Annotated in this window: 15 protein-coding genes; 11 read left to right on the top strand and 4 right to left on the bottom strand. The window is 72.3% G+C overall.

The annotated features are described in order from the left end of the window. Positions 1–203: 203 nt before the first annotated feature. From ABZ939_RS24840 to ABZ939_RS24820, 5 genes are all read left to right on the top strand, one after another. Positions 204–2,450 (top strand): serine/threonine-protein kinase, encoded by a 2,247-nt coding sequence (locus tag ABZ939_RS24840; protein ID WP_361859193.1) that lies wholly within the window; start codon positions 204–206, stop codon positions 2,448–2,450. A gap of 145 nt (positions 2,451–2,595) precedes the next feature. Beyond that, on the top strand, positions 2,596–5,325 hold the full coding sequence (locus ABZ939_RS24835; protein ID WP_361859190.1) for a protein kinase: 2,730 nt from the start codon (positions 2,596–2,598) through the stop codon (positions 5,323–5,325). Between the two features lie 146 nt (positions 5,326–5,471). After that, a complete protein-coding gene (locus ABZ939_RS24830; RefSeq protein ID WP_361859187.1) occupies positions 5,472–7,112 on the top strand; it encodes a serine/threonine-protein kinase in 1,641 nt (546 codons plus the stop codon). A 154-nt stretch (positions 7,113–7,266) separates the two neighbouring features. Further along, positions 7,267–8,895 (top strand): succinic semialdehyde dehydrogenase, encoded by a 1,629-nt coding sequence (locus tag ABZ939_RS24825; RefSeq protein ID WP_361859184.1) that lies wholly within the window; start codon positions 7,267–7,269, stop codon positions 8,893–8,895. 73 nt (positions 8,896–8,968) lie between these two features. Beyond that, positions 8,969–10,774, top strand: a complete 1,806-nt coding sequence (locus ABZ939_RS24820) for a GMC family oxidoreductase (RefSeq protein ID WP_361859181.1) — start codon at positions 8,969–8,971, stop codon at positions 10,772–10,774. Between the two features lie 630 nt (positions 10,775–11,404). On the opposite strand, the gene ABZ939_RS24815 is transcribed toward ABZ939_RS24820, so the two are convergent. Then, the gene (locus ABZ939_RS24815) at positions 11,405–11,698 is read right to left on the bottom strand and encodes a chorismate mutase (protein WP_361859178.1); all 294 of its coding nucleotides are present in this window, start codon (positions 11,696–11,698) and stop codon (positions 11,405–11,407) included. A 322-nt stretch (positions 11,699–12,020) separates the two neighbouring features. On the opposite strand from ABZ939_RS24815, the gene guaA reads away from it, so the two are divergent. The 4 genes from guaA to ABZ939_RS24795 all read left to right on the top strand — a co-directional run bounded on the left by guaA (position 12,021) and on the right by ABZ939_RS24795 (position 16,609). Then, a complete protein-coding gene (gene guaA, locus ABZ939_RS24810; RefSeq protein WP_361859175.1) occupies positions 12,021–13,622 on the top strand; it encodes a glutamine-hydrolyzing GMP synthase in 1,602 nt (533 codons plus the stop codon). A 150-nt stretch (positions 13,623–13,772) separates the two neighbouring features. Beyond that, positions 13,773–14,561 (top strand): class II aldolase/adducin family protein, encoded by a 789-nt coding sequence (locus ABZ939_RS24805; RefSeq protein ID WP_361859172.1) that lies wholly within the window; start codon positions 13,773–13,775, stop codon positions 14,559–14,561. A 134-nt stretch (positions 14,562–14,695) separates the two neighbouring features. Next, positions 14,696–15,934, top strand: a complete 1,239-nt coding sequence (locus tag ABZ939_RS24800; protein WP_361859386.1) for a hypothetical protein — start codon at positions 14,696–14,698, stop codon at positions 15,932–15,934. Positions 15,935–16,054: 120 nt separating this feature from the next. Beyond that, the gene (locus tag ABZ939_RS24795; protein WP_361859169.1) at positions 16,055–16,609 is read left to right on the top strand and encodes a DoxX family protein; all 555 of its coding nucleotides are present in this window, start codon (positions 16,055–16,057) and stop codon (positions 16,607–16,609) included. Between the two features lie 156 nt (positions 16,610–16,765). On the opposite strand, the gene ABZ939_RS24790 is transcribed toward ABZ939_RS24795, so the two are convergent. Then, a complete protein-coding gene (locus tag ABZ939_RS24790) occupies positions 16,766–18,121 on the bottom strand; it encodes a PspC domain-containing protein (protein WP_361859166.1) in 1,356 nt (451 codons plus the stop codon). Between the two features lie 170 nt (positions 18,122–18,291). On the opposite strand from ABZ939_RS24790, the gene ABZ939_RS24785 reads away from it, so the two are divergent. Beyond that, entirely contained in the window at positions 18,292–19,560 is a 1,269-nt protein-coding gene (locus tag ABZ939_RS24785; protein ID WP_361859163.1) for a PspC domain-containing protein, read from the top strand. Then, on the top strand, positions 19,557–20,264 hold the full coding sequence (locus ABZ939_RS24780; protein ID WP_361859160.1) for a response regulator transcription factor: 708 nt from the start codon (positions 19,557–19,559) through the stop codon (positions 20,262–20,264). The genes ABZ939_RS24785 and ABZ939_RS24780 overlap by 4 nt, the downstream gene beginning before the upstream one ends. A gap of 28 nt (positions 20,265–20,292) precedes the next feature. Here ABZ939_RS24780 and ABZ939_RS24775 read toward each other — a convergent pair whose 3' ends face one another. Together ABZ939_RS24775 and ABZ939_RS24770 are read right to left on the bottom strand one after the other, a co-directional pair. Then, positions 20,293–20,700 carry a DUF3291 domain-containing protein gene (locus tag ABZ939_RS24775; RefSeq protein ID WP_361859157.1) on the bottom strand — a complete coding sequence of 136 codons (408 nt, stop codon included), beginning with the start codon at positions 20,698–20,700 and terminating at the stop codon, positions 20,293–20,295. An 81-nt stretch (positions 20,701–20,781) separates the two neighbouring features. Then, positions 20,782–21,864 (bottom strand): NlpC/P60 family protein, encoded by a 1,083-nt coding sequence (locus tag ABZ939_RS24770; protein WP_361859154.1) that lies wholly within the window; start codon positions 21,862–21,864, stop codon positions 20,782–20,784. Between the last annotated feature and the right edge of the window lie 300 nt (positions 21,865–22,164).

Here is a 22,164-nt window from a genome sequence, read left to right as displayed (position 1 = left end):
CGGACCGGGAACCCGAGAGGGCTGCCTCGGCGTCGGGTGCCATGGTGGGAGCGCTTTCCTCCGGGGCCGTCCTCTCGGAGTGCGGACCCGGGATCGGTATCGGTCCCCGGGTGAGAGACAATGAGCTCTCTTCCAGGGCGGGTTACCGCATCGCGCGGGAAACGGCGGACGCGGGCGGAGATCAGGGATCGCAGAGGGGACGCATGTCGGAGGCGGAGCAGTCGCGGGACACGGCGCGGGACCCTCGGCGGGACGCCGCAGCGGGTGCCGGAACCGACGGCGACCGAGGTGTGGTTCCAGCGGCGCGTGAGGCGGAGCCGGGGGTGAAGTCCGGTAAGGAATCGGCCACGGCGGCCGACGCCACCGGGACCGATGGCACGGCCGGGGCGGAGGCTGCCCCGAAGCCCAAGGCCGAGGCGGCCAAGGCCGAGGTGCCCAAGGGCGAGAAGCCGTCGGGCGCCGAATCGTCGGCCGACGCGGCACCGGCGGACGCTGAACCGGCCGATGCGGCACCGGCCGCGGCCGAGCCCGCCTCGAAGCCCAGGGGGCGGACGCCGGAGCTCAAGAAGCCCGCGAGCGCGGCGGCGACGGCCGAGGGGCGTCTGCTCGCCGGCCGGTACCGGCTGGGCGGGGTGCTCGGACGCGGCGGCATGGGCACGGTGTGGCGCGCGGTCGACGAGACCCTCGGGCGGACCGTCGCGGTCAAGGAGCTGCGGTTCCCCAACAGCATCGACGAGGACGAGAAGCGACGCCTCATCACCCGGACCCTGCGCGAGGCGAAGGCCATCGCCCGGATCCGTAACAACGGCGCCGTGACCGTCTACGACGTCGTCGACGAGGACGACAGGCCGTGGATCGTCATGGAGCTCGTCGAGGGCAAGTCCCTCGCCGACGCCGTGCGCGAGGACGGCACGCTCACGCCGCACCGTGCCGCCGAGGTCGGCCTCGCGATCCTCGACGTGCTGCGCTCCGCGCACCGCGAGGGCATCCTGCACCGCGACGTGAAGCCGTCCAACGTGCTGATCGCCGAGGACGGCCGGGTCGTCCTCACCGACTTCGGCATCGCCCAGGTGGAGGGCGACCCGTCGATCACTTCCACCGGAATGCTCGTCGGCGCGCCCTCGTACATCTCGCCCGAGCGGGCCCGCGGCCACAAGCCGGGCCCCGCCGCCGACATGTGGTCGCTGGGCGGACTGATCTACGCGAGCGTCGAGGGCAGCCCGCCGTACGACAAGGGCTCCGCGATCGCGACGCTCACCGCCGTGATGACCGAGCCCGTCGACCCGCCGAAGAACGCGGGGCCCCTCCTGGAGAAGGTCATCTACGGCCTGCTCGCCAAGGACCCCGGCCAGCGGCTCGACGACGCGGGCGCCCGGGTGCTGCTCAGGGCCGTGCTCGACGCACCCGCCCCGGTGATCGAGCCCGAGCCGTCGCCGGAGGCCACCCGGGTCGTGCCGCTGCCGCCGGTGCCGCCCACGCCGCCGCTCGCCTCCCCGTCCTCCTCCGCGAAGGAGAAGGCCACCGACGTGGCCGCCGAACGCGTGCGCGGGGCGCTGAAGTCCGTACGGAACGCGGCTGCCGCGGTGAGGCCCGAGCAGAAGCCGAAGCCGAAGCCCGACCCGCTGCAGGGCGGGAACAGGCCGGCGCAGCCGCGGGCCTCGCTCACCGACGTGGTGCCGCGCCGAACCCTGGTGATCATCGCCGCGGTCGTGGTCCTGGCCCTCCTCGGCACGATCCTGGCCGTCGCGCTGAACGGCGGAGGGGACGACACGAACAACAAGGGCGGCGGCAAGGGCAGCGGGGACAAGGTGACGTCGGCCGGTGCCACAGCCGGGAACGGCGGCAGCCAGGACCAGGACACGCCGCCGAGCAACCCCGGTCAGCAAGGCGGCGAGCAGCAGCCCAGCGGCTCGGGTTCCGGTTCGGGCGAGCAGAGCGGTACCCCCTCCGGCGCGCCGGGCACCGCGACGCCCGGAGCGGGCGGCACGCAGCTGCCCGCCGGCTACACGATGGTGACCAACGCCCGGTTCCACTTCGCCATGGCGATGCCGGCCTCCTTCCGGCTCGACGGCATCGCGGGCCGGAACTCGGGCGGGATATTCAACGCCGACGGCGGCTACCCCCGCGTCCAGGTCGACTACAACAGCAGCCCCAAGGACGACGCGGCCAGCGCATGGAACGCGGCCATGGTCGGAGTCGCCGCCACCAGCAACAACTACCGGCACATCGGCATCAGGCCCGTCTCGTACAAGGGATATCCGACCGTCGCCGACTGGGAGTTCGAGCGCACCGAGAAGGGCATGCGGATCCGGATACTGAACCGCGGCTTCAAGGTGGACGCCACACACGGCTACTCGATCATGATCAGCTGCAAGGCGGGCGAGTGGGACGCCCCGGCGTGCAAGACGCTGCGGGACACGGCGTTCGCCACGTTCAGCCCCAAGGACTGACCGGCGCCACGTATCGTGAGAGGTCCGGGACCGTACGCAGCCGAAAGAGCCGTTAACTGTACGGGACCGGACCGGAATTGACGGTTTCGCACGATCCATGGGGTCGGTGGGACTCGGGGGACAGCGCGCTCGGTGGGGAGGCGTCGTGGACGATTACGCGGGAAGGGTGCTCGCCGACCGCTATCGCCTGCCCCTGCCTCCCTCGGACGCGCACGAGGTCGTGGAGACGCGGGCCTTCGACACCTACAGCGGGCAGGAAGTCCGCGTCCGGCAGGTGCCGTTGCCCGAGGTGGTCGACGCCGAGTTCCTCGACGCCGACGGGTCCGGCTACCGGCCGGACCGAGGCCAGGGCGGGGCGACCCGCAGGCCGACCGACCCCGCCGTCCGGCGCGCCGTCGAGGCGGCCCAGGCCGCCGCGCAGATCCCGGACCACCCGCGCCTCGACCAGGTCTTCGACGTGTTCGCGGAGGCCGGTTCGCTGTGGATAGTGAGTGAACTGATCGCGGCCAGGCCGCTGGCCGCGCTCCTCGACGAGCGCCCGCTCAGCCCGTACCGCGCGGCCGAGATCGGCTCCGACGTCCTGACCGCCCTGCGCGCCCTGCACGCGCACGGCTGGACCCACCGGAACATCACCACCCGCACCGTGCTCGTCTGCGACGACGGTCGCGTGGTGCTGACCGGCCTCGCGGCGGGTGCGGCGGAGGAGGCCCTGTGCGGCTACGCACCGGTGCCGTTCGCCGAGGAGGACGAGCGACGGCACACGGCCGGGGCCTCCGTCGAGGAGGAATCCGGGTCGGGTCCGGCCGTGCCGGGCCCGCGCGGGCGTACGGAGATCGAGGCGGGTACCCGGCCCGAACTGCCGGGAGCGGGCGGCACGCCCGGCGCGCCGGCGGCGAGCCCGGCCGCGGACGTACGGGCGGCCCGTGCGGGCGCCATCGCCGCCTACCGGGCGGGAGCGCGCGCCGCGGCGCGGATCGGCGACACGGGGGCCGTCCCGGTGCAGCGCGCGACCCCGGACCCCGAGGCCGAGCACACAGCCGAGCCCGGCTCCGCACCCGACCGCTCTCTTCCGCGCCCCCCGCTGCCCGTGCCCGCTCCGTCCACGCCCGCGCAGGGCCTCGGCCCCGAGCCGCACTGGTGGTCCCAGGCCGCGGACGACGAGGACGAGGACGACGCCGACGACGAGTACCCGGCCGAGTACCGGAAGGGGTACGGGAACATGGGGTACGGGAACGAAGACGGCGGGCCGCCCCGCGCGTTGCTCGCCGGATCCTGGAGTGACGGCCCCCATGCCTCGCGCGACGGCTCCGGCCCCATCCCGGCGGGCGGCGGCTCCGCTCCCGGCCGGGCGCTGCCCGCCCTCCCGGCCGGCTACACCCCCGCGCCCGCCCCGCCGCCCACCCCCGAGCCCGTGCCGGTACCTGTACCCGCCTCCGGAGGCTGGGGCGATCCCGCGGAGGGAAGCGGCCCCGCGAGCGTCTACCGCGGCCCCGCCACCCGACTCGCGGGCGAGCGTGCCCGCCAGGCCCGTATCGCGGTCGTCGGCGCCGTCACCGAACGCTGGGCACCCGAACAGGCCGGCCCGGTTCATGAGAACTGGCGGCTCGCCCCGCCCATCGGCCCCGTCACCGACCTCTGGGCGCTCGGCGCGCTGCTTTACCGCGCGGTCCAGGGCCACGCCCCGTACCCCGAGGACAACGCCGCCGAGCTCGTCCAGCTCGTCTGCGCCGAACCCCCCGCCTTCGCCGAGGAGTGCGGACCGCTGCGCCCGGTCGTCGAGTCCCTGCTGCGTCAGGACCCCACCGAGCGCCCCGACTTCGAGGAAGTACGCGGCTGGCTGCGCTCCCTCGTCCGGTCCGCCCCGGAGCCCGAGGCCGGCCTCGGAATCGTGCCGCTGCCCGCCGTGGACGCGACCCGGCTCCCCGTCGTGCGCCGCCGCGGCGAACTGGTGCGCAGGCGCCGCGGGGGAGCGGCCGGCGGTCGTCATCGCCACAGGAAGGGCAAGGAGCCGCGGGGCGCACGCCCCGACCGCCGCGACGAGCAGCGGCAGGACCGGCGCCACGAGTTCCGGCAGGAGCAGTTCCACGAGGAGCTTCCGCAACGGGCCCCGCGTGCGCCCCGCTCCCCGCGCACCACCGGCGCGGGCCGCTCCCCGCGCTCCCTCGGGCGTACGCTCCTGCTCCTGATCCTGCTGCTGCTCGCCGGCGCGGTCGTGTACGCCGTGATGTTCATGCCCAAGAACGGCGACACCGAAGGCGCACGGCCCACGGGACAGAACACGGCGCCCGGTACCGGACAGAGCACCGGACCGACCACCAAGCCGAGCACCGGACCGACCACCAAGCCGAGTGCCGGGCCGACCACCAGGCCGAGTGCCGCGAGGACGACCCCGCCCGCCGCGGACCCCAGCACCCCCGCCCTCGCCGCCGGGTACACCCTGCGCAAGGATCCGGAGGGCTTCCAGATCGGTGTCGCCAAGGACTGGCGGCGCAGCCCGATCAACGACGCCGGACAAGTCCGCTACACCGGAGGCGATTTCACCCTGATCGTCGTGCCCGGCCGGGACACGGTTCAGGCCAACGGCTCCGACCCGATGGCGTACCAGCGCACCAAGGAGCGGGAGCTGCAGCCGTGGCGGGATTCCTCCTGGTCCAGCGCCTCGGGGCTGCGCCGGATCGACGTGGGGCAGCAGACCATGGCGGTGGGTCAGTTCACATGGCAGGACACCACCGGACGTGAGGTCTTCGTCCGCAACCTCGCCCTGATCGACGGCGGGCGCTACCACGTCGTCCAGGTCATCGGCCCGGAGAGCGAACGTGACAAGGTCTCGGAGATCTACGACCAGGCCGTGAAGGCGTACCGGCCGACCCGCTGAGGCCGGTTGCACAGCGCTACCAAATGTGGCCGAAAAGCGATGGGTCACCTCCGGCTGGTCACAGTGCTGTTCCTTTGCCCGCCCCGAGGTTCCGTCCCCCGTCTCCCCCTCCGTAACCTGGCATCCGAAGGAACAGGCGGGGGACAGTGGAACATTCGCAGAGCGCGGACACGGGAGCGGGGCTGCTGCTCGCCGGTCGTTACCGACTGGCCGAGAGCATCGGCCGCGGTGGCATGGGCAAGGTCTGGCGGGCACACGACGAAGTCCTGCACCGGGTGGTGGCGGTCAAGGAGTTGACCGCGGGTCGGTTCGTGGCCGAGGCCGACCGGCTGGTTCTCCACGCCCGTACGCAGAAGGAGGCCCGGGCCGCGGCCCGGATCACGCACCCGGGTGTGGTCACCGTGCACGACGTGCTGGAGCACGACGACCGGCCGTGGATCGTGATGCAGTACGTCGACGGGCCCTCGCTCGCCGACGCCGCCAAGGAGGCGGGCACGATCGAGCCCCGCGAGGCGGCGCGTATCGGACTGCACGTCCTCGGCGCCCTGCGCGCCGCGCACGCGGCGGGCGTCCTGCACCGGGACGTCAAGCCCGGCAACGTGCTGCTGGCCCGCGACGGACGGGTGCTGATCACCGACTTCGGCATCGCGGCGATCGAGGGCGACTCGACGATCACGCGGACCGGTGAACTCGTCGGCTCCATCGACTACCTGGCGCCCGAGCGGGTACGGGGCGGGGACCCCGGGCCGGCCTCCGACCTCTGGTCCCTGGGCGCGACGCTGTACACGGCGGTGGAGGGGACGTCGCCGTTCCGGCGGACGTCGCCGATCAGCACGATGCAGGCCGTGGTGACCGAGGAGCCGCCGCATCCGGAGAAGGCGGGTGCGCTGGCGCCCGTCATCGTCGCGTTGCTGCGCAAGGACCCGGCGGAGCGGCCGCGTGCGGACGAGGCCGGGCGGATGCTGCTCGATGCCATGGAGGGCCGTACGCCCGTCGCCGCGCAGGCGTACGTACCGACGCAGCGGGTGGGGCAGGAGGAGCTGACCTCGGCGACCGCCCGGATGCCGGAGTCGACCGCCACGCCTCCTTCGGTGCCCGCCCCCTCGGCCACCGCCCCGACGCTCGCCGCACCGCCCGGCCCGCCCGCGCCGTCCGCCTCGGCCGGCAAGGGCGGCCGTGGACGCTGGCGTACGGCGGTCCTGGCGGCCGTTCTCGCCGGTCTGGTCGCCGGCGGCGCCGTCTTCGCCGCCATGAACTACTCCGGCGGTGGGGGCAAGGGCGGGGACGCCGGTCGGAGCACGCAGCCCGGGGTGACGAAGCCCGCCGAGGACGGCCTCCCGGCCGGCTGGCACCGCGTCGAGGACCCCAAGGGCTTCAGCCTGGCGGTGCCCAAGGGCTGGAAGCGCCAGACGGACGGCGACAGCGTCGACTACACGCCGGACAACGGGCGCCACCGGATCCGGATCAGCGTCGACCCCACACCCGACTTCGAGAACCCGTACATGCACGTGCTGGACCTGGAGAAGACGCTGAAGAAGCGGCTCCAGTACAAGAAGATCAAGCTGAACCAGAACACCTACCGCGACCAGGTCCGCTCCGCCCGGTGGGAGTTCACCTGGTACGAGAAGCAGGAGTTCCCGGGCCCGAGGCACGCCATCGACCAGTTGTACTTCACGGACGACGGCACCGAGTACGCCCTGTACATGGCCTCGCCGGAGTCGAGCTGGGAGACCACCCGGGAACAGTTCGACATCGTCCTCCAGCACTGGCGGGCGCCGGGCGACTGACCGGGCCGGAAATCCGCGAAATCGCCCTCCCGGCCGCCGTAAGCCCCTGATCAGGGCTTATATGCCAGCGATCGCTGGCGCGATTGTGCGCACCCGGTGAAAACGCGTTACCGACGGGTACCCAAAGGTCGGAATGCGGCCTACTCTCGCCCTCATGACGGACTCGCAGGCACTCACCACCCCGGCCCCCGCCGCCACCGGCACGAACCCCCTCGCGCCCTCGCCGGCCGGTGCCCGCACCGCCGCCGACGTGGTCACCCCCGAGGTGGTCGCCCAGCTCACCCGCGGAGTCGTCGGCTCCGGCCGCACCGCGAACCACACCCCCTTCACCGGGGAGAAGCTGGCCGAGCTGCCCGAGTCCACCCCCGAGGACGTCGCCGAGGCCTTCGCCCGCGCCCGCGCCGCCCAGACCGCCTGGGCCGCGACCCCGGTCCGCGCCCGCGCCGCCGTGCTGCTCCGCTTCCACGACCTGGTCCTCGAGCGCCAGGCCGAGGTCCTCGACCTCATCCAGCTGGAGACCGGCAAGGCGCGTCTGCACGCCCACGAGGAGGTCCAGGCGGTCGCCGTCGCCGCCCGCCACTACGGCCGCAAGGCCCCCTCCTATCTGCGCCCCAAGCACCACACCGGCGTCGTACCGACCCTCACCAAGGTCACCGAGCTCCGCCAGCCGCGCGGTGTCGTCGGCCAGATCGCGCCCTGGAACTACCCCCTGGAGCTGTCGGTCGGCGACGCGCTGCCCGCCTTCGTCTCGGGCAACGCCGTCGTGATGAAGCCGGACACCGAGACCGCGCTCACCGCCCTGTGGGCCCGCGACCTGCTCATCGAGGCCGGCCTGCCCGCCGAGGTCTTCCAGGTCGTCATCGGCGAGGGACCGGTCGTCGGCCCCGAGGTCGTCAACCACGCCGACTACGTCTCCTTCACGGGCTCCACCCGCACCGGCCGCGAGGTCGCCCAGGGCGCCGCCGCCCGGCTCGTCGGCGTGACCCTCGAACTCGGCGGCAAGAACGCCATGCTGGTCCTCCAGGACGCCGACATAGAGAAGGCGGCCGCCGGCGCGGTCCGCGCCTGCTTCTCCTCCGCCGGACAGCTCTGCATCTCCATCGAGCGCCTGTACGTCCACGAGTCGATCGCCGACGACTTCGTCGCCCGCTTCGCCGCCCGTACGAAGGCCATGCGCCTCGGCAACTCCCTCTCCTACGGCGCCGACATGGGCTCCCTCGTCGGGGAGCGGCAGCTGGAGACGGTCACGAAGCACGTGGAGGAGGCCGTCGCCAAGGGCGCCAAGCTCGTCGCCGGCGGCGTCGCCCGCCCCGACATCGGCCCGCTCTTCTACGAGCCGACCATCCTCGACGGCGTCGAGGCTCCGATGGCCGTCTGCACCGAGGAGACCTTCGGCCCGGTCGTCTCCATCTACCGCTTCAAGGACGAGGACGAGGTCGTCGAGCTGGCCAACGGCACTCCGTACGGCCTCAACTCCTCGGTCTGGACGAAGGACTCGCGACGCGGCCACGCCGTCGCCGCCCGGCTGCGCACCGGCACCGTCAACATCAACGAGGGATACGCGCCGGCCTACGGCAGCGTCCAGGCGCCGATGGGCGGCATGAAGGACTCCGGGCTCGGCCGGCGCCACGGCTCGGAGGGCATCCTCAAGTTCACCGAGGCCCAGACCGTGGCCCAGCAGCGGCTGATGCCGCTCGCGCCGGCCTTCGGGATGGACGACGAGAAGTACGCCGCGTTCATGAGCCTGTCCCTGAAGGCGATGAAGGCCCTGCGCCTGCGCTGACCCCCCGCCGGCAGCCCGGCTCCCGCCCGCCGGCAGCCCGCTCCCACCTGTCCCTTTTCGTACGAGGAGAGCCATGACCGCGGTACCCCCTGCCCAGAATCAGGACGAGGACGGTTCGTACGACTACGACGTCATCGTCGTCGGCTCCGGTTTCGGCGGCTCGGTCACGGCCCTGCGCCTGACCGAGAAGGGCTACCGGGTCGGTGTCCTGGAAGCGGGCCGCCGTTTCACACGGAGCGATCTCCCCAAGAACTCCTGGGACCTGAAGAACTTCCTCTGGGCCCCCGCCCTCGGTCTCTACGGCATCCAGCGCATCCATCTGCTGGGCAACGTGATGGTGCTGGCCGGCGCGGGCGTGGGCGGCGGTTCGCTGAACTACGCCAACACCCTCTACGTACCGCCCGCGCCGTTCTTCAACGACCCGCAGTGGAAGAACATCACGGACTGGCAGGAGGAGCTGGCGCCCTACTACGACCAGGCCAAGCGGATGCTGGGCGTCCGGCTCAACCCGACGACGACTCCCTCGGACGTCCATCTCAAGGCGACCGCGCAGGCCATGGGGATCGGCGACACCTTCCACATGGCGCCGGTCGGGGTCTTCTTCGGAGACGGCGACGATGCCGACGGTACGGCGAAGGCGAAGCCGGGCGCGGAGGTGGCCGACCCGTACTTCGGCGGCGCGGGGCCCTCGCGCAAGGCGTGCACCGAGTGCGGCGAGTGCATGACGGGCTGCCGCCACGGCGCCAAGAACACCCTCAACGAGAACTACCTCTACCTCGCCGAGAAGGCCGGCGCCGTCGTCCACCCCATGACCTCGGTCGTCGCCCTCACCGAGGACTCGCGCGGAGGTTACGCGGTCAAGACGCTCCCCACGGACAACAAGAAGAAGGGGAAGGGGCGTACGTTCACGGCCCGCCGGGTCGTCGTCGCGGCCGGCACGTACGGGACGCAGACGCTGCTGCACCGGATGAAGGACACCGGGCTGCTGCCCCGGATCTCGGCCCGGCTGGGCGAGCTGACCCGCACCAACTCCGAGGCGCTGGTGGGCTCGCAGACCACCGACCGGCGCTACCGCAAGAAGCACGGCGCGGAGAAGGTCGACTTCACGCGCGGAGTCGCGATCACCTCCTCGATCCACCCGGACGAGCACACCCACATCGAGCCGGTCCGCTACGGCAAGGGCTCCAACGCCATGGGCGGCATGACGATCCTCCAGGTGCCCTACGGCGCGCACCGGGTACGGAACTGGCTCCTCGAGATGGCGAAGCACCCCACGCTCGCGATCCGCGCCCTCTCCAACCGCCGCTGGTCGGAGCGGACGATCATCGGTCTCGTCATGCAGTCCCTGGACAACTCCCTGACGACCTTCCGCAAGCCCGGCGGCCTCGGCAAGGGCCTCCTCACGGCCCGCCAGGGCCACGGCGCGCCCAACCCGAACCAGATCCCGGAGGCGACCCGGGCGGCGTCCCTGCTCGCCGAGGAGATCAACGGCTTCGCCGGCTCCAACATCGGCGAGCTGATGGGCACCCCGCTCACGGCGCACTTCCTGGGCGGCTGTCCGATCGGCGCCGACGCCGAGTCCGGCGTCATCGACCCGTACCACCGGCTCTTCGGGCACCCGGGGATCTCGGTCGTCGACGGAGCGGCGGTCTCGGCCAACCTCGGGGTCAACCCCTCGCTGACGATCACGGCCCAGGCCGAGCGCGCGATGTCCTTCTGGCCGAACAAGGGCGAGGAGGACCCGCGGCCGGCTCAGGGCGAGGACTACGTACGCCTCACGGCGATCGCCCCGAAGTCCCCGGCGGTCCCGGCGGACGCCTTCGGCGCGCTGAAGCTGCCGTTCCTGGGGATGCCGGCCGTCCCGCCGAAGAAGTCGTAACGTCGGACCGGACACGGACCGGCCACGGCAAGGATCGGCCAGGCCACGGACCCGGACATGGAAGAGGCGCTGCACCCCCCTCCGAGTGCAGCGCCTCTCCAGCTTCTGGGTGGTGCTGCATACATGACCTGTGGCCAGGGGGATTGGTTGTAGGCGTTGCACGGAATCTTGGTGTGACGCGCGTCACCTACGGAATGGCAAGGGCCCCGCCGCGCGATTCCGGTCGCGCGGCGGGGCCCTTGACGGTCGGCACCGGTGTCAGGGCAGCGGCGGTGCCGAGGGGGAGCGGCGCCGGGGGTTTGCGCCGCGTGGGGTGGAGGGGGAGGTGGGGACGGGTGGTGTGGGGTTGTCGTCTGGACCGGTTGCGGTCGGCCCCGGGCGTCCCCGAGGCCGACCGCACCTTCTCGGTGACCGGGCTGCTGTCCCCTGCCGTCCGGTCACGCGCGCTGGGGCGAGGTCCCACGACGTACTTGCGGTACGTCACACGCCCCAGCGAAGCCACGCGTGGTTTTTTCGGGCCCGCCCCTGGCTGGCACGGACAACGGGACCAACGAAGGGGTGCGGGCCCGGTCACGCGCCGTACGGGTGAGAGCGGGACCGAACTCAGGTCCACACCTCGCCCCCACGGAGTCAGATGCGGCCCCGGCACAGCTCCAGCATCGTCATCGCCAGCGCCGTGCCCGGCTTGCCCAGCGCGTCCCTGTAGTGGCCGAGCACCTCCATCTCACGCGCGAGGTTCACCCGGCGGCCGCCCGAGCCGATCCGGGCCTCCTGGATCACGGCCGAGACGGCCATCCGTTCCTGGATCAGGCCGATGATCCTGTCGTCGAGGGAGTCGATGCGCTCGCGGGCGTCGCCGATGAGCGCGGCGGCCTCGTCGGTACGGGCGCCGGTCTTCTCGGTCTGGGTGGTCGTCGCGGTCATGGTGGGGCTCCTCGGTGTCTGGATGCCCCGGAGCGGCACGGCCCGGAAGCGACAGAACGCCCCGGGCCTTGTCGGCCCGGGGCGCCTGGGAAGTCGCTTGTCAGTTGCTCAAGCAGCACGACCATGGCAGCCGGACGGGCCGGTGCCATAGGTAAAGACGAAGGTCGAGAGCTTGCGCATGGCGACAGTATGGACCCCCTCCCGGGGGCCCGGCCAAACCGGGTTCGGATGGTGAGACGAAAAGCGACCCCGGCGCGCCGGTAGAATCGACAAATAGCCCCCCTTCGGGGGACCCCCTCCCTACCGCCGGAAGGCCGCCGTAGTGTCATCAGCGACTCCCGCTGCCGCGCCCGACGTCACCAACCCGGACGTAGTCCTCGTTGTCGACTTCGGCGCCCAGTACGCCCAGCTCATCGCCCGACGCGTCCGTGAGGCGCGGGTCTACAGCGAGATCGTCCCGTCCACCATGCCGGTGGCCGAGATGCTGGCCAAGAACCCGAAGGCGATCATCCTCTCCGGCGGCCCGTCCTCCGTGTACGCCGAGGGCGCCCCCCGCCTCGACCGCGCGCTCTTCGAGGCGGGCGTCCCCGTCTTCGGCATGTGCTACGGCTTCCAGCTGATGGCGACCACCCTGGGTGGCACCGTCGATAACACCGGCGCCCGTGAGTACGGCCGTACGCCGCTGCACGTCTCCAAGGCCGGATCGACCCTCTTCGAGGGCACCCCGACCGAGCAGTCCGTGTGGATGTCGCACGGCGACGCCTGCTCCGCCGCCCCCGAGGGCTTCACCGTCACCGCGTCCACGGACGTCGTACCGGTCGCCGCCTTCGAGAACGACGAGAAGAAGCTGTACGGCGTCCAGTACCACCCCGAGGTGCTGCACTCCACGCACGGCCAGCAGATCCTGGAGCACTTCCTCTACCGGGGCGCCGGCATCGAGCCGAGCTGGACCACCGGCAACGTGATCGAGGAGCAGGTCGCGGCCATCCGCGCCCAGGTCGGCACCAAGCGCGCCATCTGCGGTCTGTCCGGCGGTGTCGACTCCGCCGTGGCCGCCGCGCTCGTGCAGAAGGCGATCGGCTCGCAGCTCACCTGCGTGTACGTCGACCACGGTCTGATGCGCAAGGACGAGACCGAGCAGGTCGAGAAGGACTTCGTCGCCGCGACCGGCGTCCAGCTGAAGGTCGTCGACGCGCAGGAGCGATTCCTCACCGCGCTCGCCGGGGTCTCCGACCCCGAGGAGAAGCGGAAGATCATCGGTCGCGAGTTCATCCGCGTCTTCGAGCAGGCGCAGGCCGAGATCGTCGCCGAGTCGGCGGGCCACGGCGAGGACGTCGCGTTCCTCGTCCAGGGCACGCTCTACCCGGACATCGTCGAGTCCGGCGGTGGCACCGGCACCGCGAACATCAAGTCGCACCACAACGTGGGCGGCCTCCCCGAGGACCTGGAGTTCGAGCTCGTCGAGCCGCTGCGCCAGCTGTTCAAGGACGAGGTCCGCATGGTCGGCCAGGAGCTCGGCCTGCCGGAGGAGATCGTCCAGCGCCAGCCCTTCCCGGGCCCCGGCCTCGGCATCCGCATCGTCGGCGAGGTCACCAAGGAGCGTCTGGACCTGCTGCGCGAGGCCGACGCCATCGCCCGCGAGGAGCTGACGGCCGCCGGTCTCGACCGCGAGATCTGGCAGTGCCCGGTCGTGCTGCTCGCCGATGTGCGCTCGGTGGGTGTGCAGGGTGACGGCCGCACCTACGGCCACCCGATCGTCCTGCGCCCCGTGTCCTCCGAGGACGCCATGACGGCGGACTGGACGCGGATGCCGTACGACGTCCTGGCGAGGATCTCGACCCGGATCACCAACGAGGTCGCCGATGTGAACCGCGTGGTGCTCGATGTGACGAGCAAGCCGCCGGGCACCATCGAGTGGGAGTAGTCGCTCCCGTAGGCGTCTGAGGCCGCCGCCCCCACCATCCGGGGGCGGCGGCTTCGTCATGTGCGGCGGTTCGTCGTGTTCGGAGTGTTCCGCGTGTTCGGCGTGTGATCTCTCTGGCCAGTTGCACGGCCCGGCGTTACCTTCCCGCGCATGAGCGAGACACCGGCCCCCGTACCCGTCGAGAAGCTCCACGTCGCGATGCCTCCCGTCCACGGAACCGTGGAGGAGGAGCGGACGTACCGCAAGCAGAGACTCGCGGGCGCGCTCAGACTCTTCGGACGGTTCGGGTACGAGGAGGGCGTCTCCGGTCATGTCACCGCCCGGGACCCCGAGTACGCGGACTGTTTCTGGGTGAACCCCTTCGGCGAACCCTTCGACGAAGTGACCGCGAGCGACCTCGTCCTGGTCAACGGGGACGGGCAGGTCCTCCGGGGCGGGGCGCACATCAACCAGGCGGCCTTCGCCGTCCACGCCCAGGTGCACCGGGCCCGGCCCGATGTCGTCGCCGTCGCGCACAGTCACTCCACCTACGGGCGGGCGCTCGCGGCCCTCGGCGAGCTGATCGAGCCGATCACCCAGGAGGCCTGCGGTTTCTACCAGGACCACGCGCTCTACGACGCGTACACCGGGGTCGCCGTCGACCGGGAGGAGGGGCGGCGGATCGCAGCCGCCCTCGGCGCGTACAAGGCGATCGTGCTGCGCAACCACGGCCTGCTGACCGTCGGGTCCTCCGTCGACGCGGCCGCCTGGTGGTTCATCGCGATGGAACGGTGCGCCAAGGTGCAGCTGGCCGCGCGGGCCGCGGGCAAGCCTGTGCCGATCGGGCACCGGGAGGCGGTGGCCACCCGCGAACAGCTCGGTACCGATCTCGCGGCGTGGATCAACTACCAGCCGCTGTGGCGCAGGATCAGCCGTGCGGAGCCCGAACTCCTGTCGTAGAAGGTGTCTTCAACTGTCTTTACGTCAATGTGATGACGGTTCAATCACTCTCGCGCGGGGCGCACGGAGCAGGCGGACGGCTCTCGGGTGCGGCACAATTCCCAGGACTCATGGGCCAGTTGACCGATCAGGAAGTGAACGTCGTGGCGGTGCAAGAGGCGAGACAGTGCGGTGACCACGTGCGGTGCGCAGAGGGCGGGCGCGCGGGTCACCGGCGTGCGGTCGCCGCCTTCCTGGCCCGGCGGGACGAGCTCGCCGCCGGCCATGGGGTGCCCGCGGCCGTCGCACACTCGCCGGGCGCCTCCCGGCAGTGGGTCTCCGACGAGCTCGCCCAGTCGGCCCGCACCGTCGCGGCGCGGGGCCGCGAGGCCGGCGAGGCATGGCTCCGGCGGGTCCGGCGCGCCACACTCGGCGCCGTGTGGGGCGCGGTCCTCGCCCTGCTCCTCGGGCAGGCGCTCACCGCGATCGGCTCGGGATGGACGGCTGCGCGCACGGCCGGCCTGGTCGCCGCGCTGCTCCTCGCCGTCCCGTTGACCGGCGCCGCTCACGCCCACCGGGCGCGCGGCGGGGTTCTCGCGCCACTGATCGGGGAGGACAACCGGCTCTCCACCTCCCGTGCGGTCGCGGCCGGCTGGCTGCTCCTCGCCGTCTACGCCGTGCTCTTCCTCGCGCTGCGCCTGGTCACCGGCGCCGACCGGACCGGCCTCGAGATCTCCCACGGCGCCGGGCTGCTGGCCCTCTTCGCCCTGACATCGGGGGTCGCCGTCGCCACCCGCCGGATCGTGTGGGCACGGGTCGTGGGGCAGCGGCTGCAGAAGGTCCGCGCCGACCGGCCCCGCGTCGCCGACCTGTTCTGCGACGACAACGGGCGGGCCTGCCTCACCGACCTCGTGTACGTCCTGGTGTCCGGCGCCGCCCTCGCCTTCGGCGCCGTGCGGCTCGGGCGCGAACCCGCCCGGCTGCCCGGGCTGCCGTGGGCCCTGGTCCTCCTCGTCGCCGTGGCGGCGGCCGGCTATCTCGCCGCGAAGTGCGTGGAGGGCGGTCGGCCCGCGATCCACTCCGTCGTCCGGTCCCGCGAGGCCGGCGATCTGGACGCCCCGATCCGTACCGGCGACGACATCGAGATCCGGGGGACCGGTTTCGTCCCCGCGGGCGCGAACGGTTTGGACCCGTTGACCCGACTGGTCGTGCGCATCGGATCCGTCCACGCGCACGTCCCGCTGGTCCCGGTCCCGGGGGGCTTCGCCAACCCGACGGACTCGTCCCTGACCGTCCCGCTGCCCGTGGACGTGGAGCCGGGGCGGGTCGAGGTGTGGGTGGTGACGGCCTCGGGTGTGGAGACCAACCGGGTCACGATCGACGTCGTCGACTGAGCCGACCGGACGCGCCTGAACTCTCCGGGGGTTCCTCGCGTATCCCCGGACAGGGGGTCCGGGGAACAATCGGTTCTGCGGACAGTGGCGCGGAGAGGCAGGCCGGCGATGTCGGAACGAATGCACAGGACGACCGGGACGTACGGAACCGGGGACGGCAGCTACGGCGGACCCGCCGGCCCGGGCCGTCCCGGCCGATGGGGCCGGTTCACCGGGTGGAAGGAAACCGCGTCGCGGTACGCCCTGCTGCCGCTGAGGCTCTTCCTCGGAATCACCTTCATCTACGCGGGGCTCGACAAGCTCACCGACCCCGCCTTCATGTCCGACACCGGCAGCGGGTCCATCGGCGAGATGATGCGCGGCGTCCGGGACACCTCGGCCATCCCCGCCCTCGTGGACATGGCGCTCCGCAACCCCGTCGGGTTCGGCTACGCCATCGCGTGCGGCGAGATCGCCGTCGGCATCGGGACGCTGGTGGGCCTGTTCGCCAGGCTGGCCGCCCTCGGCGGGGCACTGATCTCGCTGAGCCTCTGGCTGACCGTGAGCTGGCAGACCGACCCGTACTACTACGGGAACGACCTCGCCTATCTGATGTCCTGGCTGCCGCTCGTGCTCGCCGGGGCTCCTGTCCTCTCGCTCGACGCCCTACGCGCCGCACCACGGCGTATGCGGTAGGCCACCCAGGTCGCCAGGGCCGCCGTGCCCAGGCCGGCGCAGAGGACCGGGATCACCTCGTACCAGGGGATGGCCCAGGCGTCCGCGGCGTCGCCCGCGTACATCACGGAGAGAGCGAGGGCGGTCATGCCGGCGATCAGCCGGCCCGGACGGAACTCATGAAGCAGCACGGGTGACCTCCACCTGTCCGAGACCGACCTCCAGCGAGAGATCGACCGTTCCGGCCGGCGCCGTGCCCTTCGGAGGGGCGAGCGTCCGTGTCTCGTCGCGGTCCGGCGCGATGTCGATGTCGCCGGGCGGCTGCTGAGGCAGTTGCACATCGCCAAGGCCCACCTGGGCCCGCAGCTTCACGGTGACGTTCTTCGGGACGACCACTTCGAGCTTCCCGGCGCCGACGACGGCCGAGGTCTCGACCGTCGTCCCGGCGGGCACCGGGAGACGGGACAGATCGAGCGTGCCGACGCCCGTGCCCAGTTCGTAGCGGGGCTGTACGGCGGCGACCGACGCGGGCTTCCAGGTCGTACGGACCCACTCCGTGGAGATCTCCTTCGGCAGCGCCGCCGCCACGGCGAGCAGGCCCGCGGTGACCACGGTCAGGAAGATCGTGCCGAATCCGGTCCGGCCGAGGAAGCTGCTGACCACCAGGCCGAGGCCGAACACGCCCAGAGCGGCGACCAGGCCGATCTGCAGGCTGGTGCCGAGCGGATGGGCCTCCCAGGACAGGCCCGTGCCCAGGCCGCCGGCCAGCAGCGCGAGCAGAAAGACCAGGCCGCCGATGGAGCGCGGGCCGGGTCGGACCGCCGACGCCGGGGGCCGTCGCCCGGCGCCGGGTTCGTCCGTGCCCCACTGGCTGCCGGGCACGGGGATCTCGCCGTTCTCGAGCCGGCCGTCCTTGTCCACCACGCCGTGCGGGCCCCAGAGATAGCCGACGGCGATCTTGCCGGTCGAGCCGTCCTTGACTATCGGGTCCTTCCACCAGGAGGGGAACTCCACCAGGGGCGGTGCCTTCGCCTCCGGCGGCGCCTCCGCCACCGCCTGCGCGGTCGCGGCGTCCATCCGGCCCTCGGCGTCGGTGCCGACGGCCTGCATCCGCCGCTGCGACCAGACCGCGGCGCCGCACACCGCTATCGACAACATCATTGCGAACGCCAGCGTCCCCCCGTTGCCGAGCATCGAGAGGAAGATGCCGCAGCCGACCAGTGCCATCAGCACCGCCGCGAGCGCCGTCCCGTCCACCCGGCCGGAGAGCAGTCTGCGGCCCTCGTTCTCCTCCTCGCCCGCGAGCGGGAGGAGCAGCCAGGCGAAGCCGTAGAAGATCAGCCCGATGCCGCCGGTCACGGACAGCACGCCGACCGCGATCCGGAAGATCACCGGATCGAGATCGAAGTGCCGGCCGAGGCCGCCGCACACACCGGCCACGACTTTGTGCCGCCGCGAGCGGCGCAGGGCCGCGACGGGCGGGGCCTCCGCCGGCGGCGGGGCCTCGTGGTGGGAAGGCGTCGAACTCGTCATGCGTCCATGGTGACGTCCGCCGCCCGGCCGCGGCACCGGGGCCGACCCTGGCGCGACCCTGATATTCCGCGGGCAGTCCACCCCGAGAAGCTCCTAGGGGCCGCTTCCTAGGGGCGATCTCAGGGCCGACCCTGATGTCTCCGCCCGACCCCACGTGTGACGATCGGTTCATGCCAGCAGCCGCCCGTGTCACCGATACCGACGAACCGCCCGTGCGCAAGCTCTACCGGAGCGCCGACGGCCGGTGGCTCGGTGGTGTCGCGCGCGGCCTCGCGGGACATCTGGGCCTGCCCGTCGTATGGGTCCGCGCCCTGTTCGCCGCCCTGCTCCTCGCGGACGGCCTCGGCGCCCTGCTGTACGCGGTCTTCTGGATCGTCGTCCCGCTCGGTGTCGGTGGACGCTCCGCGCCCCGGCCCGTGTTCGAGACCACCCCCGACGGCCGGCGCAGGCTGCGCAAGCCCGACCGGGGCCAGGTCTTCGCGCTGATCGCGCTCGCGATCGGCGCCGCGATCTTCGCGGGCAACATCGACTGGGGCAACAAGACGGACCGCTATGTCTGGCCGACGCTCCTGATCGGCGTCGGAGTGGTGCTCGTCTGGCGGCAGGCGGACAACGCCCGCCGGGCCAGCTGGACCGAGACGGGCCGCCGTCGGCGCACCCTGCAGCTCGCCCGCGGCTTCGCCGGAGTCGCCCTCGTCGGCATGGGACTGACCGTCTTCATGGTGGTCCGCGGCTCCGCGGCCCAGCTGGGCACGGCACTGACCGCCGCGATAGCCGTGCTCACCGGCATCGCGCTGCTGGCCGGCCCCTGGCTGGTGCGGATGTCGCAGGACCTCTCCGAGGAGCGGACCATGCGCATCCGCGCCCAGGAGCGTGCCGAGGTCGCGGCCCATGTCCATGACTCGGTGCTGCACACCCTCACCCTGATCCAGCGCAACGCGGACGAGCCGGGCGAGGTGCGCCGCCTCGCCCGGGCCCAGGAGCGGGAGCTGCGGAACTGGCTGTACAAGCCGGAGGGCACCGGCAAGGACGAGGGCGAGGAGCCCGAGACGCTCGCCGAGGCGGTGAAGAGGGCCGCCGCCGAGGTCGAGGACAAGCACGGCGTCCCGCTGGAGGTCGTCGTCGTGGGCGACTGCCCGCTCGACGAGAAACTGGCCGCCCAGATGCAGGCCGCGCGCGAGGCGATGGTCAACGCCGCCAAGTACGGTGGCGAGGGAGGGGCGGTGCAGGTCTACGCCGAGGTCGAGGGCCGTACGGTCTTCGTCTCCGTTCGGGACCGCGGGCCCGGCTTCGACCTCGATTCCGTACCCGACGACCGGATGGGCGTACGAGAATCGATCATCGGCCGGATGCAGCGCAACGGCGGTTCGGCCCGGCTGCGGTCCGTGCCGGGCGGAGGCACCGAAGTGGAGCTTGAGATGGAGAGGGCGGACGCATGAGTGACGAGACCGGAACCGGGACGACGGCGGCACAGACCACGGAGCGCCGGGTACGGGTCGTGCTCGTCGACGACCACCGGATGTTCCGCACGGGCGTGCAGGCCGAGATCGGCAGGACCGACGTCACCGGCGTCGAGGTGGTCGGCGAGGCCGCGGACGTCGACCAGGCGGTCACGGTGATCACCGCCACCCGCCCCGAGGTCGTCCTGCTCGACGTGCATCTGCCGGGCGGCGGCGGTGTCGAGGTGCTGCGCCGCTGCGCGAGCCTGATGGCAGCGCCCGAGGACCCGGTGCGGTTCCTGGCGCTCTCGGTCTCCGACGCGGCGGAGGACGTGATCGGGGTGATCCGGGGCGGCGCCCGCGGATACGTCACCAAGACGATCACCGGCACGGACCTGGTCGACTCGATCTTCCGTGTCCAGGAGGGCGACGCGGTGTTCTCCCCCCGTCTGGCCGGCTTCGTGCTCGACGCCTTCGCCTCCACCGATGCCCCGCCGGTGGACGAGGACCTCGACCGGCTCACCCAGCGGGAGCGTGAGGTGCTGCGGCTGATCGCCCGGGGATACGCGTACAAGGAGATCGCCAAGCAGCTCTACATCTCCGTGAAGACGGTCGAGTCGCATGTCTCGGCGGTCCTGCGCAAGCTGCAGCTGTCCAACCGGCACGAGCTGACCCGCTGGGCGACGGCCCGCCGCCTGGTCTGAGTCCGGTCGCGCCGGCACCCGGCTTCGGCTAGGAGGCCGGGTTCTTCGCCGCTTCCTCGGCGAGCCGCCGCTTGGCCTCGTCCCAGCTGATCGGCAGCCGCTCCACCGGCACCTGCCAGAAGGTGAAGGTGGAGTCGCGCATCGTCGAGCGGAGTCCGTTCATGATCGAGCGGTGCGGCTCGGCGCGGGCGTACGCGTACAGGGCGTCGCGGTCCTCCCACGCCGAGAGCGTGTAGAAGGTCCGCTTCAGCGGTTGGGCGATCAGCGAGGCACCGAGGGCGCCCGGCGCCGACTTCACCTGCCGCCAGGCGCTGAGCGATCGGAGGAAGAAGAGAGGGACGTCCTTCAGGGAGCGCACCTCGAAGCGGGAGGCCATGACCTGCGCCTCCGTGCCGGGGCGGGGCTGGTGCGGAACGGTCCAGGGGAGCGTGGGCACGGCTTGTCCTCTCCACGATTGGATAGTGACACTACCTATAGTAGATAGCGCCACTATCCAAAGGTCAAGGGATTTCCGGCCTCACCCCACCCGCGTCGCCCCGGCGAACGGCATCTCGTCGATCGGCGCGACCCGGATCGGAGCGCCCGGGCGGGGCGCGTGGATCATCTGCCCGCCGCCGATGTACAGCCCGACGTGACTGATGCCCGAGTAGAAGAACACCAGGTCACCCGGGGCGAGTTCGGAGCGCGACACCCGCTGCCCGGCGTTGATCTGCGTGTACGTCGTACGGGGCAGCGACACCCCGGCGGAGCGCCAGGCGGCCTGCGTCAGGCCCGAGCAGTCGTAGGCCGACGGGCCCGTCGCGCCCCACACGTACGGCTTGCCGAGCTGGTCCCTGGCGAAGGAGATCGCCTGCGCGGCGCGGCCGTTCGGCGCCGTGACCGGACCGCGGGCCACGGTGGTCCGGTCGGCGCGGGCCCCCGTCCCGTCGGCGGACCCACCGGAGCCGCTCCGTCCCGAACCGGCCGCCGCCGCCTCGTACCGCGCCCGCTCCTCGGCGGTCAGCCGGGCCAGCAACGTCCGCGCCTCGCCGAGCTTGCCCTGCACGGCGGCCTTCTGACGCCGCAGTTCGGCCTCGTGGCCGCGCAGTTGTGTCAGGCGCTCCGTCGACTCGGCGCGCAGCTGCCCGATCCCGGCGAGCTCACGCCGTACGGAGGTGACCGCCGCCGCCTGTCGCTCCCCGGCCTTCTCCGCGAGCGCGGCGCGCGCCAGGTACTCGTCCGGGTCGGAGGTCAGAGCGAGTTGTACGGCGGGATCGAGGCCCCCGGAACGGTACTGCGCGGCCGCCGTGGAACCGAGCCCGTCGCGGGCGGTGTTGAGGCGATCGGTCCTGCGGGCGGCCTCGTCGCGCAGCCGGTCGAGCGCGCCCCGCGCCTCGTCCGCCTTCTCCTTCGCCCCGTTGTACCGCTCGGTGGCGACCTCGGCCTCCTGGTACAGCCGGTCGACCTTCGCCTTGACCTGCGCGGGGGTGAGCCTGGGCTCGGCGTGCCCGGAGCCCTCGAAGACGGTCGCCGTGGCCGCGGAGGCGAGGGCGAGCGTGGCGGCGGTCCGTGCCGCCTGGCCACCGAGGGGTGAGTTCCTGGGCTTCCGGTGAGCTGCCACGAGGGCGGGTCACATCCTCTCCCTGTGGGGGTCGATGCCCACCGGGTCCGGCGATGGACCGCACAGGGGAGACGGCCCACCGCCGGATTCTCGGCGGGGGCGACCGACTGCCGCCGGAAGAACCGACGGTGGTGGGGAGCCGGCCACCTGGGGGAGGACGCTAAACCTGCGGGTCACGGAGGGGCGGGGAGTTGACCGGTATTGGCGCCAGTTGGCGCTCTGGGACCGTTCGCTTCCGGCGCGGGCGACGGGTGGATGCCGTATTGCGGCACGCCCATGACCGATGCACCGGACGGGCTG

Source organism: Streptomyces sp. NPDC046712, assembly GCF_040645695.1.
In the GTDB taxonomy this organism is placed as follows: domain Bacteria; phylum Actinomycetota; class Actinomycetes; order Streptomycetales; family Streptomycetaceae; genus Streptomyces.
This window is presented reverse-complemented; position numbering and strand designations above follow the sequence as displayed.

What these genes read in the sequence shown, in the direction of transcription:
- ABZ939_RS24825 (WP_361859184.1), top strand. Translation starts at nt 7,267, where the DNA reads ATGACGGACTCGCAGGCACTCACCACCCCGGCCCCCGCCGCCACCGGC.
- ABZ939_RS24815 (WP_361859178.1), bottom strand. Translation starts at nt 11,698, where the DNA reads ATGACCGCGACGACCACCCAGACCGAGAAGACCGGCGCCCGTACCGAC.
- ABZ939_RS24785 (WP_361859163.1), top strand. Translation starts at nt 18,292, where the DNA reads ATGCCAGCAGCCGCCCGTGTCACCGATACCGACGAACCGCCCGTGCGC.
- ABZ939_RS24805 (WP_361859172.1), top strand. Translation starts at nt 13,773, where the DNA reads ATGAGCGAGACACCGGCCCCCGTACCCGTCGAGAAGCTCCACGTCGCG.
- ABZ939_RS24840 (WP_361859193.1), top strand. Translation starts at nt 204, where the DNA reads ATGTCGGAGGCGGAGCAGTCGCGGGACACGGCGCGGGACCCTCGGCGG.
- ABZ939_RS24795 (WP_361859169.1), top strand. Translation starts at nt 16,055, where the DNA reads ATGCACAGGACGACCGGGACGTACGGAACCGGGGACGGCAGCTACGGC.
- ABZ939_RS24780 (WP_361859160.1), top strand. Translation starts at nt 19,557, where the DNA reads ATGAGTGACGAGACCGGAACCGGGACGACGGCGGCACAGACCACGGAG.
- ABZ939_RS24790 (WP_361859166.1), bottom strand. Translation starts at nt 18,121, where the DNA reads ATGACGAGTTCGACGCCTTCCCACCACGAGGCCCCGCCGCCGGCGGAG.
- ABZ939_RS24820 (WP_361859181.1), top strand. Translation starts at nt 8,969, where the DNA reads ATGACCGCGGTACCCCCTGCCCAGAATCAGGACGAGGACGGTTCGTAC.